11 protein-coding genes are annotated in these 14,803 nt (G+C 43.3%); 2 read left to right on the top strand and 9 right to left on the bottom strand.

Annotation, left to right across the window (positions count from 1 at the left end; all coding sequences use genetic code 11):
* Positions 1 to 3 precede the first annotated feature (3 nt).
* Positions 4 to 741, bottom strand: coding sequence for an SDR family oxidoreductase (locus tag V7K84_RS21990; protein WP_334841147.1), 738 nt, complete (start codon positions 739 to 741; stop codon positions 4 to 6).
* A gap of 427 nt (positions 742 to 1,168) precedes the next feature.
* Here V7K84_RS21990 and infC point away from each other — a divergent pair, with 427 nt between their 5' ends.
* Entirely contained in the window at positions 1,169 to 1,513 is a 345-nt protein-coding gene (infC, locus tag V7K84_RS21985) for a translation initiation factor IF-3 (protein ID WP_334841145.1), read from the top strand.
* Positions 1,514 to 1,668: 155 nt separating this feature from the next.
* Here infC and V7K84_RS21980 read toward each other — a convergent pair whose 3' ends face one another.
* The gene (locus tag V7K84_RS21980) at positions 1,669 to 7,524 is read right to left on the bottom strand and encodes a trifunctional serine/threonine-protein kinase/ATP-binding protein/sensor histidine kinase (RefSeq protein WP_334841143.1); all 5,856 of its coding nucleotides are present in this window, start codon (positions 7,522 to 7,524) and stop codon (positions 1,669 to 1,671) included.
* 725 nt (positions 7,525 to 8,249) lie between these two features.
* On the opposite strand from V7K84_RS21980, the gene V7K84_RS21975 reads away from it, so the two are divergent.
* Entirely contained in the window at positions 8,250 to 8,525 is a 276-nt protein-coding gene (locus V7K84_RS21975; protein ID WP_334841141.1) for an HU family DNA-binding protein, read from the top strand.
* 332 nt (positions 8,526 to 8,857) lie between these two features.
* Here the strand turns inward: V7K84_RS21975 and V7K84_RS21970 are convergent, their stop codons facing one another.
* The 7 genes from V7K84_RS21970 to V7K84_RS21945 form a co-directional block, all read right to left on the bottom strand.
* The gene (locus tag V7K84_RS21970) at positions 8,858 to 9,430 is read right to left on the bottom strand and encodes a DUF3611 family protein (RefSeq protein ID WP_334841140.1); all 573 of its coding nucleotides are present in this window, start codon (positions 9,428 to 9,430) and stop codon (positions 8,858 to 8,860) included.
* Between the two features lie 87 nt (positions 9,431 to 9,517).
* The gene (locus V7K84_RS21965) at positions 9,518 to 10,075 is read right to left on the bottom strand and encodes a prolyl oligopeptidase family serine peptidase (protein ID WP_334841138.1); all 558 of its coding nucleotides are present in this window, start codon (positions 10,073 to 10,075) and stop codon (positions 9,518 to 9,520) included.
* 394 nt (positions 10,076 to 10,469) lie between these two features.
* Positions 10,470 to 12,695 (bottom strand): xanthine dehydrogenase family protein molybdopterin-binding subunit, encoded by a 2,226-nt coding sequence (locus V7K84_RS21960; RefSeq protein WP_334841136.1) that lies wholly within the window; start codon positions 12,693 to 12,695, stop codon positions 10,470 to 10,472.
* Positions 12,692 to 13,684 (bottom strand): FAD binding domain-containing protein, encoded by a 993-nt coding sequence (locus tag V7K84_RS21955; protein WP_334841134.1) that lies wholly within the window; start codon positions 13,682 to 13,684, stop codon positions 12,692 to 12,694. The genes V7K84_RS21960 and V7K84_RS21955 overlap by 4 nt, the downstream gene beginning before the upstream one ends.
* On the bottom strand, positions 13,671 to 14,201 hold the full coding sequence (locus V7K84_RS21950) for a (2Fe-2S)-binding protein (protein WP_334841494.1): 531 nt from the start codon (positions 14,199 to 14,201) through the stop codon (positions 13,671 to 13,673). Before V7K84_RS21950 ends, V7K84_RS21955 begins: the two co-directional genes overlap by 14 nt.
* 5 nt (positions 14,202 to 14,206) lie before the next feature.
* Positions 14,207 to 14,362: a hypothetical protein gene (locus V7K84_RS34310; protein WP_442940981.1), complete on the bottom strand. Its 156-nt coding sequence runs from the start codon at positions 14,360 to 14,362 to the stop codon at positions 14,207 to 14,209.
* Positions 14,308 to 14,685: a hypothetical protein gene (locus tag V7K84_RS21945; protein ID WP_334841132.1), complete on the bottom strand. Its 378-nt coding sequence runs from the start codon at positions 14,683 to 14,685 to the stop codon at positions 14,308 to 14,310. Before V7K84_RS21945 ends, V7K84_RS34310 begins: the two co-directional genes overlap by 55 nt.
* Positions 14,686 to 14,803: the final 118 nt, after the last annotated feature.

Here is a 14,803-nt window from a genome sequence, read left to right as displayed (position 1 = left end):
TAGTTAACTTGATGACACCTCAACGACATTTTGGGCAAAGCTTTTATAAGCATCGCCCATTTGTTTAGCCACCGAGTCAGGAAAGACGTGAAAATCCCCAGCTTTGAGAGCTTTTATTATCCCGTCTGCCACAAGTGCAGGTGGTTGTGAAATCTCACTCATTCCTGCCGCATCGCTCATATCCGTGGTAATCGGGCCAGGGTGAACACTTAGCACAAGCGTGTCCTGCTCACTCAATAGTTCTCGTAATGCCTGGGTGATTGAATAGGCGGCAGCTTTTGAGGCACAGTAAGTGGCAGAGTCGGGGAAACCTTTGAGCGAAGCAACAGAATTTATTTGGGCAAAGACACCACCTCCATTGGCTTTGAGTACCGGGGCAAACGCCTGAGCCATGTAGATCAATCCATATACATTGATGTTCATCTGAAATTCGAGAGCGGCGATCGCATTCTCAGCTAAGGGAGTTCCAGCTTGAAAGACTCCTGCATTATTGATAACTATTTGCACATCTGGGGCAGTTTGAGCAGCAGCAACAATAGATTGGGGATCGCCTAAATCAACCTGAATTGGTACTACTCGATCGCCGTATTGTTCAACCAATGAGGAGACACTGTTGATCTGACGAACAGCCGCATAGACTTTGGTGGCTCCGTGTTCAATAAACGACTCAACTATCGCCTTGCCAATGCCGCGATTTGCGCCCGTAACCAAAATGGTTTTGTCTTTGATGTCGTAGTTCATTTGGATTTCTCCTTATGGTTTTCCATGCTCTGAAAAACTTTGGACAATCGCTCTAAGTTAGGGCAAAGAAATTTTAGCTGCTCTCTTGAAGAAAGACTATGGCTTCCACCGCTCCTTCTAGCATGGTATCATCATCCATCATGCGAATCTAACAACACCAATTTTTTAGCCGTCTTTGAAGTTTGTGCTTTTGGACACCTCTTTCCAGGCATTTAAAGTTGTTGTTAGGGACTGAATATTAGCGCGTGTCCGTTGCAGCGCCTCTGACACTAGTAGTCTATCGCATTAATTTTCAGGGATAAGAGAACGAACCGCGTTCGCGTAGCGTCTCGCAGAGAAGGCGCGAAGTACGCAAAGGAAGAAAGAAAGAAGAGAAATTGAAATTTGATTCACCTATCAGAATTAATGCGATAGACCACTAGTATTAGTGTCTGAAGGAAAAGAGGCTCCAGTTGCAAAGATTCTGAATTATGGCAAGCTTCAGTATCAAAAGAAAAAGCGTCTAGCACTTTGTGCTAGACCAGTAGTAAAGGAAGTTCGGTTTGGTTTGAATATAGGTGTGGCTGATTATAAATTACGCATTGAACAAGCAGTTGGGTGGTTGAGTAAAGGCGATTCGGTGAAGTTTGCTGTTCGTTTACGAGGTCGAGAACATCAATATCGTGACCAAGCTGGAGAACTACTAGACCGGGTTGTAACTGATTTTAGCCAAGTAGGAAAAGTTCAATCACTTGATAAGCGTTCACTAATTGCTTTAATCATTCCTGCCTAAATTACTTTTTTAGAGATATCTAAACTCTCGAAGTGCGATCGCTCTTGACTGCTTCTTGGCGAGTAACGTTACTGCAATTAGACACTTTTGGTGTAAATATACTGCACAAACAGTATCTTATTGCTGCTTTTTTATCTGAGGGATCTCTTTTAGATTTATTTTATAAATAGCTTCTCAGTAATGGGAATATAAATTACAAATTCTGTTCCTTTTCCTAAAACAGAATTAACTTCAATTCTACCCCCATGTATTTCTTCCACAATTTGTTGTGCGATCGCTAGTCCTAATCCTGTGCCTTTTCCCACTCCTTTTGTAGTAAATAAATGGTCAAACATGCGTGCTTTTACATCTTCGTTTATTCCTGTACCATTATCAGCAATTGATATTTTTAAGATATGATTTTCAATGATAGCTCTCACTCTAATTTTATGTGGATTTAGCTTAAAATGCTCAAAGCTCCGACCTCTACTTGACTCATCTAAAGCATCAATAGCATTAGCTAAAATATTCATAAATACCTGATTTAATTGTCCAGGGAAACACTCGATTGGTTGTAAATTATCGTATTCAGTTACAACTATAATTTCTGGACGTTGCTCATTCGCTTTCAGGCGATGTTTGAGAATTAAAATTGTACTATCAATGCCTTCATTGATGTTAAATGGCACTTTATAATCTTTATCGCCCCGGGAGAAAGTTCTTAAGCTGGTGCTGATATTTTTTAATCGCTCAGAAGCGATAAGCATTGCGTCAACCATGTTTGGCATGTCTTCTAAGCTATAGTCTAAGTCAATTTCTTCAGCATGATCGAGAATTTCTACTTCTGGATTCGGTAGAGCTTTTTGATATAATTTTAGGTGTTCAGTGATATCAGCCAAGATAGGTTTAGCTTGTTGGAGGCTAGTCGAAATAAAGCCGAGGGGATTGTTCATTTCGTGAGCTACTCCAGCAACTAAGTTACCAAGTGCAGACATTTTTTCATGTTGTATCATTTGCAGTTGGGCTTGTTGCAGTTCTTGCAGAGCATTTTCCAGTTCTTGAGATTTTTGCTTAACAGCAGCTTCACTAAGTTTGCGATCGCTAATATCAATTAGAATTCCATCCCATACCATTTCACCATCCTCGCTGCGTTCTGGCTGAGAAGCAGCTTTTACCCACTTGATATTCCCATTGGGTGTAACAATGCGCCACTCATGCTGAAATGGGGTAAGATTTTGTGCTGACTCAACAACTGCCTGAAATGCCTCTGCTCCATCGTCGGGATGTTCAAAATCACGCAGGCTAGATTTCCCTGACAGAAAATCTTCTGCTGGGACTTCATAAAGAGTTTGACATCCAGAACTGACGTAGGGTACTGAAGCTGAACCATCGGCTTTAATTCGGATCTGATAAATCATGCCAGGAACATTATCTGCTAGTTTCTGAAAGCGGGCTTCACTGAGGCGTAATTTTTCTAGAGATTGTTCCAACTGTTGAGTATAAATTTGTGCATTTTCATAAAGACGGGCATTTTCTAGAGAAATGGCCGCTTGGGTACAAAGAAAGTTGAGAATGAGGATGCGATCGCTTGTAAACACACTACTAGTAGAACGATTCTTTAAATACAAAATTCCAATTAAGCGTCCTTGATTGAGAATTGGCAAGCACAACAAACTTTTTGGTTGTCGTTGACTTAAATATTCATCAATTACAGGTAAATTGGTTTTGAGTTCGTCAATCATCACAATTTCTTCGGTGTTTTTGACGTACTGTATCAACTTAACTGGTAAGTTGGGGTTGCCCTCTAAAGGTTCGGCACAAAGTTCTGTGGTTTCGGGTGTACCAATGGCTCTTACCAACCATTTTCCTTGAGTATTAGGTAGGATTAAGGCACAACGCTCGCCCCCAGAATGTTGCAGAATAATCTGTGTTAATCTGTGCAGTAGTTCGTCCAGTTGAATCGTGCCGGAAATGGCTTGGGAGGCTTTGAGGATAGCAGCAAAATCAAAGCTACTAATGTCAGTGCTAGAAGAACGACCCAAAAGAGTGGAATTATGAACCGAAAGCGGGTGACTAACACTGCTCGATATGGTTTCCAGCATGTGCAGTGATTGTACTTTCTGCTGGAGAATAACGCGTACTAAATCGGGATAGCGGTTTTCCAAATCCTCGGTTTTGGCTTTTGCGCCCCAACGAGCGTAACAGTAGTATGCCTCCTGCATATAGCCTGCTGCCACCTTCTGTTTGCCCCAACTTAGATAAAATTTAGCGGCCAGTTCATTGCTGAGTGCTTCATCTTGCACATAACCATGTGTTTTGGCTTGGGCAATAGCTAAATCGTAATGTTCCATCGCCTCAGTAAATTGACCAAGCACTCGATAGCGTTCTGCTGCTACAAGTTGCCAACGATGTTGATGATTGAATGGGGCATGAGTAGCCCAAATTTGTAGTTTTTCTTGATGGGCATTGATTCGCTCTAAAATGGCTGATTGTTCTTGGGCATTAACATCGGTGTAGCGTGCTAGATGAATTAAAGCATCATAAAAAACTCGGACAACTACGACGAAATAGCCAGTTACAGCATTACTATACTGTTCTGCTAAGGTTGCTTGTTGTGAGGCTGCTTCGTATTCTCCGAACAAATAACATAGAACAGCTTGATTGAGATGAAGATAGAATAATCCGGTGCGATTGCTGGCAGCTTGGAAGCTGGGTAAGATTTGGGCGGCATTGAAGACTTTGCCATCTAAATAATAGGGAACTTCCGCTTGTCCTAATAAATTGAGAATCGCTTGCTGGTAGCACTCTTGATATTTTAACGTTGCTTCTTGTTTGGCTTGGCTGATGACTTGCCGATAAGTCTCCATTTCCTGTGCCAAATCATTTAATTCTCGACCACTCCAATAGCTACACTGACTATATGACACTAAGTTCAACGCCATACATACCCAATCTCCGGTTTCTAAGCCGCTCTGATAAGCTTCTAACAAAGATGGGATACTGTGATTTAATGGTTCTTTCCAATGCCGAATAAAGCTGTTGACAATAAAGTAAGCTCTGCTTTTAAAAGCGTTAATCTGGTGTTGTTCTAGTAACTTTAATGAAAGCTGTCCAAACTCATACCCAGCATCAATATCTCCAATCAAACCACAAAGAGTCACTCCATAGTCTGCATAAGAAAAGATAGCAATAGATGAATTGCCAAACTGGATAGCCATCTCTACTTGCTTAGATGTAAGTAATGGTAACAGTGTCGGTTTACCAATGTACGCAGAGGAAACCAGTGTAGTCATTATTTGCATGGCTGCAAGTTGATGCGGATCGCTCATTGCAGGCAAATCCAGCAAACTTAAGGGTGCGCGCCCCATCCATAGTTGCCTTGTCTGTTGGACTGCTGCGCTAATATCTGCCATCATTGGCTGTTCGGGAAATTCCACACCGAGTAATTTCAACACTTGTAACCCAGTCTCAATTACTTTAGCAAATTGACCTTGAGACCGAAATGCCGTCATTCGGGTTTCATAGACTTTGATAGTATCAAGCAAAGAATTAGCAGATTGCAACACAACATCACCCCATCCTGCCAGCTTGTCAAAGTCTGTATTGAGGCAGGCAGCTTCTAAACGCTCATTATGCAGATTCAGGGTTAATCTGTAATGTTCTGCCCAGCCATCAAAGGGCAGTAAGTCAATACCTTGGGTACAATATTTGACAGCAGCATTATAGGCGATCGCTGCTTTGGCTTTGCACCCCGCTAGCAAATTCAGTTGTGCCAACTCTAGTTTTTTGTCAAGCTGAGTTATCAAATCAATGCCTATATTTAAGTGATTGACAATTTCAAAGATATTGTCTAGTTGAGTTGCAGGCGTGTTAGCGTGCAATAATTGACCGATCGCCAAATGAGTAGCTTGTTTTTGGTCTTCGGGAATTAAATAATAAGCAGCTTGTTGGACGCGATCGTGCAGAAAGCGATAAGCAACATTTTCGATATTGTTAGTATTAACTTCTTGCTGATGGCTGAGATAAAATTTATAAACTTGATTTTGCGGTAAAATCAATCCTTCTTGCAAAGCTTTCCACAAAGCATCTGCCACTTTTTGTGACGACTGTTGTGAAACAATTGCCAAAGTAGTTAAATCAAAAGAATTACCAATACAAGCAGCTAACTTCAGGATATTTTGCGTTTGCTGGGGCAATTTTTGTAACTGAGTAGCCATAAATTCCACCACATCATCAGTCACAGATAGCACATTGACTTGAGCAAAATCGCATTCCCAGTAACCTTGCTCGTGATTAAATTTAATTTGTTTATCTTCGTATAAAGCCTTGAGAAACTGCGTGATAAAAAAGGGATTGCCTTTAGTTTTGCGGTTGATTAATTCTGTTAGAGGGCGCGATATCTGTGTCGTACAATGTAAAGTATCAGCCACTAACTGATTAGTATCATTCAAGTCAAGAGGGGCAAGAGTAATAGTATTAACAGTCTTGCCAGCCTTCTTAAGTTCTTCCACCTTCAACATAAATGGATGTGCGGCTGACACTTCATTATCTCGATAAGCACCTAACAAAAGCAGATATTTTTGATTTTCCATCAGCAGTTTAATTAACTGTAGCGAAGCCAAATCTGCCCACTGTAAATCATCCAGAAACATTACCAGTGGATGTTCTATTGTGGTGAAGACAGCAATAAACTTTTGAAAGAGTAAATTAAATCGATTTTGTACCGCCGTTCCCGATAGTTCTGGTGCAGGTGGTTGTTTATCAATTACCTGTTCTAATTCTGGAATTACTTCAATCAAAACTTGCCCATTTTCTCCAAGAACTTGAATAATTTGATTGCGCCAGTGTACCAATTGTGCATCTGATTCTGACAACAATTGCGCCATTAAGTCGCGTAAAGCTTGCACAAAGGCGGATAAGGGAATATTACGATTGAATTGGTCAAACTTACCTTTGATAAAATAACCCTGCTGACGGGTAATTGGTTTGTGGACTTCATTCACGACAGCAGTTTTCCCAATCCCGGAAAATCCCGCTACTAACACGATTTCTGATGTGCCGTGAGCCACACGCTCAAATGCTTGTAATAAGCTAGCTACTTCTGCTTTTCTGCCATATAACTTTTCCGGGATGAGGAAGCGATCGCAGACATCCGACTGACCGATTTCAAAATCTCTAATTTTTCCTGTATCTTGGATTTGGGCTAAACAAAGTTCTAAATCATGCTTTAATCCCAAGGCACTTTGATATCTATCTTCAGCGTTTTTCGCCATTAACTTCATGACAATATTCCATAAGACCTTTGGTATTTCTTTGCTTCTGCCTTCTAGCTGCGATGGCATTTTTGCCAGATGACAATGCACCAATTCCATCGGGTCGTCACAATTAAATGGTAACTTTCCTGTGAATATTTCATACAATGTTACACCCAGAGAATAATAATCGCTACGATAGTCGATGCCACGGTTCATTCTGCCTGTTTGTTCTGGGGAGATATAGCTAAGAGTTCCTTCTAAAACATTTGGATTTTTAATTTCTTGGGTTTCTTTAGGTAGTAATGAAGCAATACTAAAGTCAATGAGTTGAATTTTTTTGGTTTGGGAATGAATCAGAATATTTGCTGGTTTAATATCTTTATGAATAATGCGACTTTCGTGTAAATCGTGGATAATGCGGACTAGCTGAATAGCAATATTTAAAACTTCTACTAAGGATAGATTTGAGTTTTTAATGTATTCTCTTAAAGAAATTTCCCCGATATCTGCCATCACCAAAATATAGCTATTGCCATAGGTTTCTAGCGATAACGGATGAATAATTCCAGCAATGTTGAGATTTTTACTGATTGTATACTGATGGCGAAATTGTAGTAATTCGTTAAAACTGGGGTACTCTAAGGTCAGAAGTTTAATCACGACTGGAAGTTGATCTGATTGGCGAATAGCTCGATATACGTTGGTTCTGGAGCCAGCGTACAGTTGAGATTTAATTTGATATCCTGGAATGATGGGGATAGAGTTCACAGTCGCCATCTCTACATACCTTATGACAGAATTTTGTTTTCCTTACTGACATTAGTATTCCCATCAACTTGATGTTGTATAACGCTATCGAGAGGAATTGATGGTTGTTTTCGGGAAAACCAATACTTTTTGGTCAGAAGCAAATCATAGCCGCAATGAATTAACTCAAATTATTCAGGGAGGGGGAGAGTGAAAAAGGAGTACGATTCTCCCTATCAGTAATTCATGCGCTCGACGACAGTGGGCGTTTGCACTGAGAGCAAAAACGCAAAATAGTCCCTCATAACAATTCGCTGCTTTTCCCAATTTGCAATGCCAGAAATTTATACCAAGTTGAAGTCAAAGATAGTAACTTCAGTTCAGTAAATCGAAAAGATTTCTAGAAGCCTTACCAATTGCTCATTTTAGCCAGTGTATAGAATTCGCTGGAATCCTCTTATAATCTGCTGTTCGAGTAATTCTGTTGTCAATTAACTCTGCTGCGATGGCGTACCCGCCCTTTCCGGTGGCGATCGCAAATTAACGCTTGTGTTAGTCCCAAACCATCGGCTAAAATCCTTATTCTTCCGTCAACTTACCAAAGTTTTCGATCTACTGAAAGTCGCTACAGCAGTAGGCTTACATTATAAATTTTCGTATGCTGTTTAATATATTAGTCCTTTTCCCCCCTTTCGTGACAAGAGAAAGTAATGGTAAAGTAAATTTCCAATACTAACAATGCTTCAGGGTGATTTATGAACAAAGGCGAATTAGTGGATGCTGTAGCAGCAAAGACCAACATCACAAAAAAGCAAGCCGATGAAGTCATTAGTGCTTTTTTGTCAGTCGTTACCGAAACTGTAGCGAATGGAGAGAAGATAACGCTGGTAGGGTTTGGCTCATTTGAGCGGCGCGATCGCTCAGAACGCGAAGGGCGTAATCCCAAAACCAATGAGCCAATGAGAATTCCGGCAACCAAAGTGCCTGCGTTTTCTGCTGGGAAGCTGTTTAAAGAAAAAGTAGCACCATAGATGAATTATAAGTGGTCGAGCAATTCAATGACTGCAAAGCTGTAGCGATCGCATCGAGGTTTAGAAAATAAATCAAACGATAAATGCTGATTGTTTCGTTGATTCTTAACCTCGATAGTGAATAAGCATAATTTAGATGCGTTCGCCCTGATGATAGTTATTTGTATAAAAAAGCGCTGGCAAAGATTTTAAGTCAGTATTTAATAAACTCCCTGTAAATAAAGCCCTGGATTTTTCTCAGGGCTTTTGAAATTGAACAGCAATTGTCCAGTTAAAAATATACAAGGGATTTTTTTTAAGTGTATCGTTTTACCGACTTATTGCTTTGGTGACTATTGCTCTAACCAGTTAAGCAGCCCAAGCGAAGTAGCGCCTCCGACAAAGTGAGCGCCAATCAGATTGACATTGGCCAAAACCACAAAAATATCTAGAGACCGAATAACATTTTCAGGTCTATAGACTGCTATTGTTTGAGGCAGAGCTAGCGTTTTCGTTAATACAGCAATAACAGCCACTTCAGATGCTAAAAAAGCTAACAATAGCCCTATAAAACTTACAATTAACCCAATTTGTAATACTTGAATTACGTCCTGTTTACTTGGATGTAATTCCCGATTAGGCGACTGTAAAAGTTTGTCTAAACGCCTGTAGCGGTTCATCCAGTAAAGTCGGAAACACAGCACTAAAATTCCAATAATTCCCAAAAATACTCCAAAACCCATAACCGAATTCGTTGTTGTTTGGACAGTGACGTTGCGGCTAAATATAGCCAGTAACAAAGTCAAGATAGAAACGGCGCCTAATGCTAACTGTACCCAAAAGCTAATTGGTCTTACTACACCGAAAGTGGCTGCAAATTTTCGTTTAGTTGGTACAGGTAAGTATGAATTTAGGTCATTTGTCATCTTTATTCTCCTGAAACTTACGCCAATTTATCATTGCAGTCGAAACCTCTACGCATTGCCTATGTAGATACTTATCGAAGAAGGCTTTTACCTGGATTTCTCTCTTGTGAGAAATCCAAAGGGTGTGGGAGGTGTGGGAGGATGGAGAAGAAGTCTTACCCCCCATACTCCCCACACTCCTCTTCCCCTGAAGCCTACACTATGCGTGAGAAATCCGGGTTTTACTCTATTGTCTAAAGGCAGTACCAAAGTACCAAAGTCACCATGCCCAGCACCTTTAACAGTAACAAAATAACTCAATACGCAAACCTTTCGTAACACTGTCTCCAGACGAGCAGCCTGAGCGTAGGAAACCGTGCGATCCTCAGTGCCGTGGACAGTCAGAACTGGTGGGCCGTTCGCAGTAACATACGTAACTACCGAAGCAAACTTCGCTTTGCGTGTATTCTCGCTCAGGGGGACGCCGATGAGCTGGGCTTTTGGAGCGTCCGCTCTGGTACAATCAATGTCGCTGGACTGACCGACGATCGCGAGGATTTCCGACACACCGAAGAAATTTGCAACACTAGCAACCTTGCTGCTCACTCCCTTATAAAAGCCGATTTCACCTTCGAGTTCTGGCACGTCGCTACTCACACCAAGCATTAAGACCAATCAATAACATTAAAATACTCAGATAAATCTTGAACAAGTATCTAATTGCTGAGATGAAAGGAGTAAAGCATATTCATATATGGGTATATGTTTGAATATACCCATATATGAATATGCTCTTTTGATATAAGTAACACTGTTTACTCGGACTATATACTGCAAAACCGTAGCGCTTGCTGTTTCGTTAAACAATTTTTTGACTGAATCAGTTGATTCTATCAACACTCCCAATACCCAAAAATTTTACTCCAAATTGAATTTAGTACAAAAAGGGGGGGAAGGAGAAGCAGCCAACAGCTGCTTCTCCTTCCCCATCCTCAGAATGATTATCATTATTGTAGTTGGTGATTTTATTCCTTGGAAGTCCCCAATTCGGGGGAGTATGTCAAAGTAGCTTGTCTAATGTAATGGGCAGATCGCGAATCCGTTTGCCTGTAGCGTGATAGACCGCGTTGGCGATCGCAGCTGCGGCTCCAACCGTGCCAATTTCGCCAATACCCTTGGTGCCAATTGGGTTGAGATGCAAAGCTTCTTCCTCGACAAAAAAGGCATCAATGGAGGGAATATCGGCATTCACCGGAATTAAGTACTCAGCGAGATTCGAGTTCACAATTCGTCCCAAATGCGGATCGACGATGCTCTGCTCCATCAATGCCATGCCGATGCCCCAAATAATTCCGCCAATCAGCTGGCTGTGGGCAGTTTTGGGGTTAACGATCCTTCCGGCAGCAAATGCGCCGACATAACGAGTGATTCGTAGTTCGCTTAATCCTGGATGGAATTGTACCTCGGCAAAATGTGCGCCGAAGGAGTAGTGAGTAAATTTCTTGGTTTCTTCATCAGGCTTAACCTGTTCCTGTGCTGAAATCGATTCCATTTGGTGCTGCTGCAAAATTTCTACATAGGTCTGTCCCTGAGTAGGATTGTCCTTGAGATAGCAACGCCCATTATCCACCGTCACCTCAGCTTCGGTATGCCCGTAAAGAGGAGAGTTTGGATTGTTGAATGCCAGATTGAGCAGTTTACGCTGTAGGGATGTGGTAGCAGCATATACCGCAGACCCAACGCTAGCAGTTGTCTTAGACCCGGCTGCAACAGGAGCTTCGGGCATCTGGGTATCGCCTAGCTGAAAGCGAATCGATGCCACCGATAGCCCTAAGGTATCTGCTGCAATTTGCTGCATGATTGTGTAGACACCCGTACCTGGGTCGCAGGTACTACTCTGCACTAGGACATTGCCATCAGCAAATAGTTGAGCCGAGGCAGTCGTCCCAGAAAAGCGGGCATCATAGGCCATTGTTGCCATTCCCCAACCTACGAGGCGATCGCCATTTCGCATGGAGCCGGGTTGTGGGTTGCGCTGATGCCAGCCAAATCGCTCTGCACCTTGCCGATAGCACTCCTTCAGCGACTTACTAGACCAAGGATCTCCCGTTTCTGGGTCAACATCAGCGTGATTACGTAAGCGTAGTTCGATTGGATCGATTTGTAAAGCGTATGCCAGTTCATCCATTGCCGACTCAATGGCAAATAATCCTGGTGTTTCTCCAGGGCCACGCATAGTATAGGGGCCGCTAAGATTGCTGGGAGCGAGACGATAAGTAGTAGTAATGTTCGGGCAAGCGTATATTTTGCGACTAGTGCGCTCGACTGGTGCAACGACCCGGTTATCAAAGGTTGAAGTGCGAGCGATCGCGTGATGTGTCAGTGCCGTTAGTTGCCCTGTGGCGGTTGCACCTAGCTGAATGTGGTGTTGAATTAGCGGACGGTAGCCGACACCTGCAAATTCCTGTCGGCGGGTGAGAACCAACTTAACTGGACGATTCACCTGACGAGCGGCGATCGCGGTAAGTACTACGTGCGTCCAAGCAGGGCCTTTGTAGCCAAAGGAACCACCAACAAACTGCTGAATCACGCGAATTTTTTCGCGCGGCATTTGCAGCCACTCAGCTACAGCATTGCGGATGCCGTAAACCCAGGTAGTTGGTTCATATAATGTCAGGAAATCACCTGACCAAACTGCGATCGTGCCATGAGGTTCGATCGCGTTGTGGTGCTGCATAGCGGTGGTGTAAGTCTGGTCGATTCCAACGGCGGCATCTGCCAGTCCCTTTACTAAATCACCTTGGACGATATCTGGTGGTTTTCCCCAAACGTTATCGGGTGGAAAGGCACGCTCCATCGCTTCTTGCATCGTTACCGTAGGTGGTTCTTCTTCATAACGAACCTTTACTAGTGATGCAGCACGATCGGCCTGCTCCAAAGTTTCTGCAACCACAACCCCAATGTGTTGCCCACTGTAATGAATTAGATCGTCTTGAAGCGGGATATACTGCTCTCCAGCACCTCCCCCTTGACTGGCACTATCTAATGTAACTCTTGCAGGTGCAATTTGAGGCGCATTGAGATGTGTGAGTATTGCTATTACACCGGGAGCAACTTCAGCTGCCTGGGTATCTATGGACACAATGCGCCCCTTGGCGATTGTACTGTTAATTAAGACTGCGTGAACCAGGTTAGGAATCGGCATTTCGGCACAGTAATGTGCGCCTCCGGTCACTTTTAGCCGTCCGTCTACGCGATCGACTGCTTTCCCAATTACCGGATTCATTGCTCACCTCCTGTAACCTTAAAAAATGCTTGTACTAGCGATCGCCGCAGCAGTTCTACTTTAAAGTGGTTGTATTGCTGCGGTTTAGCATCGTGGATTGTTGCAAGAGCGGCTGCTTCAAAAGTGGATGCATTCGCAGGTGAACCGATAAGAACTCGTTCTGCCTCGGTTGCTTTCCAGGGTTTTGTAGCAACTCCACCCAAGGCAATCCGTGCATCGGTAATTTGACCATCTTGAATGTCCAATGCCGCAGCTACAGAAACCAGAGCGAAATCATAGGAGGCGCGATCGCGCACTTTTAAATAGTGCGATCTAGCCGCAAAGGACAACGGCGGTAATTCAACGGCGGTAATCAGTTCTCCGGGTTCCAAAACGGTTTCGCGATCGGGAGTGTCTTCTGGCAATAGGTAAAAGTCGGCGATCGCAATCTGCCGAGTTCCATTGGCGTTCTGCGTGTGAATAATGGCATCTAAGGCAACTAATGCCACAGCCATATCAGAAGGATGGGTGGCAATACAGTAGTCGCTAGTGCCGAAAATGGCGTGAATGCGATTGTAACCGGGAATGGCAGCACAGCCTGAACCAGGGATACGTTTGTTACAAGATGCAAATCCAGCATCCGTGAAGTAATAACAGCGAGTTCGTTGTAATAAGTTTCCCCCAACGGTTGCCATGTTTCGCAGTTGGGGAGATGCTCCAGATAAAAGTGCTTCAGACAACACTGGATACTGTCGCTGAATATTCTCGTCGTATGCAACATCACTATTTCGCGCCAGTGCGCCGATGCGAATTCCGCCGTTGGGTAAGCGTTCAATTTGCGATCGCGGCAACTCATTGATGTCGATCAACTGTTGTGGAGTTTCTACACCCTCCTTCATCAGATCCAGCAGATTCGTGCCACCTGCAATAAACTTTGCCTGATGGTCTTGGATCGCAGTTCTCACCGCAATCGCTGCGTCTGATGCACGTAGATAGTTAAATGGTTGCATCCCCCGCCCTCACGCTTGCTGCTACAGACTGAATTGCTGCTACAATATTTGGATACGCCCCACAGCGACAAAGATTGCCACTCATCAGTTCTCGAATGTCTGCATCCGAGTCTGCTTTGCCTTCACTCAACAACCCGATTGCCGAACAAATCTGCCCAGATGTACAATAGCCACACTGAAAAGCATCATTTTGGATAAATGCTGCCTGCATCGGATGGAGTTCATCTCCTTGTGCTAATCCTTCGATTGTGGTGATGGTTTTTCCCACCTGCATCACCGCTAGCGTTAAACAGGAATTCACCCGTCGTCCATCAATCAGCACCGTACAAGCACCACACTGACCGCGATCGCAGCCTTTCTTACTTCCCGTTAACTCTAAACGTTCTCGCAATAAATCGAGTAATGTCACACGCGGTTCAATTTCGACTGTGTAATGGCGATCGTTAATTTGGAGAGTAACTGAGACTGTTTCTGTCAGCAGGCGATCGCTTGGTGGAGAGAAATTTGTTGATGTCATCATCCTTATCCCTTCTGGGTTAAACACTCCTCAATCGGCCATCCGAATTGCTCCCACATAGACAGTTTGTTCCAGTCCTTGATGAACTCGGCTAATTTTCCGTTCTCTACCCTGAATGTGCCAGTGGCTGTCCACTGTGCCTTCTTTCCAGTAGGATTAATATTCCCATGCGGCTGGCCGCTATGGTTTCCCTCAGCCGTGTACCTGAGACACACTTATCTTCTTTGGCAAAGAGAACATCGAAACTGACAAAGTGGAGATTGTTCACCTGCTTCATGATCTCACCATGATCCTGGGCGTATTCCTCCAATGTATGGACATTAGGAAATGTAGTGGGAGCGATAAACTTGTTGTTTGATGCACACAGATGCCCTACTGCCTCGGCGCTGGCACGCTTGGGATCGTAAGCAATCTGCATATATTCCTTAACAAGCTCAATGTTTTTCTGCTCTTGCGGTGTGTAGTTATCTCTGATCTCTCCCATGCTTGCACTCTCCTTGGATTTTTAGAAGAATTATTATAGATGTCAGGACTCATAGACGAATGACACTAAGAAAAGGCGAAAGGCTTGTTTAACCTCGTTCCCAGTCTTCAGACTGGGA

This window comes from Nostoc sp. (assembly GCF_036917315.1).
Classification (GTDB): domain Bacteria; phylum Cyanobacteriota; class Cyanobacteriia; order Cyanobacteriales; family Nostocaceae; genus Nostoc.
The sequence above is the reverse complement of the archived record's forward strand: the minus strand, read 5'-3'. Positions and strand labels throughout refer to the sequence as shown.

Coding starts and splice junctions, on each gene's coding strand:
- V7K84_RS21990 (WP_334841147.1), bottom strand. CDS start 741: ATGAACTACGACATCAAAGACAAAACCATTTTGGTTACGGGCGCAAAT.
- V7K84_RS21980 (WP_334841143.1), bottom strand. CDS start 7,524: ATGGCGACTGTGAACTCTATCCCCATCATTCCAGGATATCAAATTAAA.
- V7K84_RS21975 (WP_334841141.1), top strand. CDS start 8,250: ATGAACAAAGGCGAATTAGTGGATGCTGTAGCAGCAAAGACCAACATC.
- V7K84_RS21970 (WP_334841140.1), bottom strand. CDS start 9,430: ATGACAAATGACCTAAATTCATACTTACCTGTACCAACTAAACGAAAA.
- V7K84_RS21965 (WP_334841138.1), bottom strand. CDS start 10,075: ATGCTTGGTGTGAGTAGCGACGTGCCAGAACTCGAAGGTGAAATCGGC.
- V7K84_RS21960 (WP_334841136.1), bottom strand. CDS start 12,695: ATGAATCCGGTAATTGGGAAAGCAGTCGATCGCGTAGACGGACGGCTA.
- V7K84_RS21955 (WP_334841134.1), bottom strand. CDS start 13,684: ATGCAACCATTTAACTATCTACGTGCATCAGACGCAGCGATTGCGGTG.
- V7K84_RS21950 (WP_334841494.1), bottom strand. CDS start 14,201: ATGACATCAACAAATTTCTCTCCACCAAGCGATCGCCTGCTGACAGAA.
- V7K84_RS21945 (WP_334841132.1), bottom strand. CDS start 14,685: ATGGGAGAGATCAGAGATAACTACACACCGCAAGAGCAGAAAAACATT.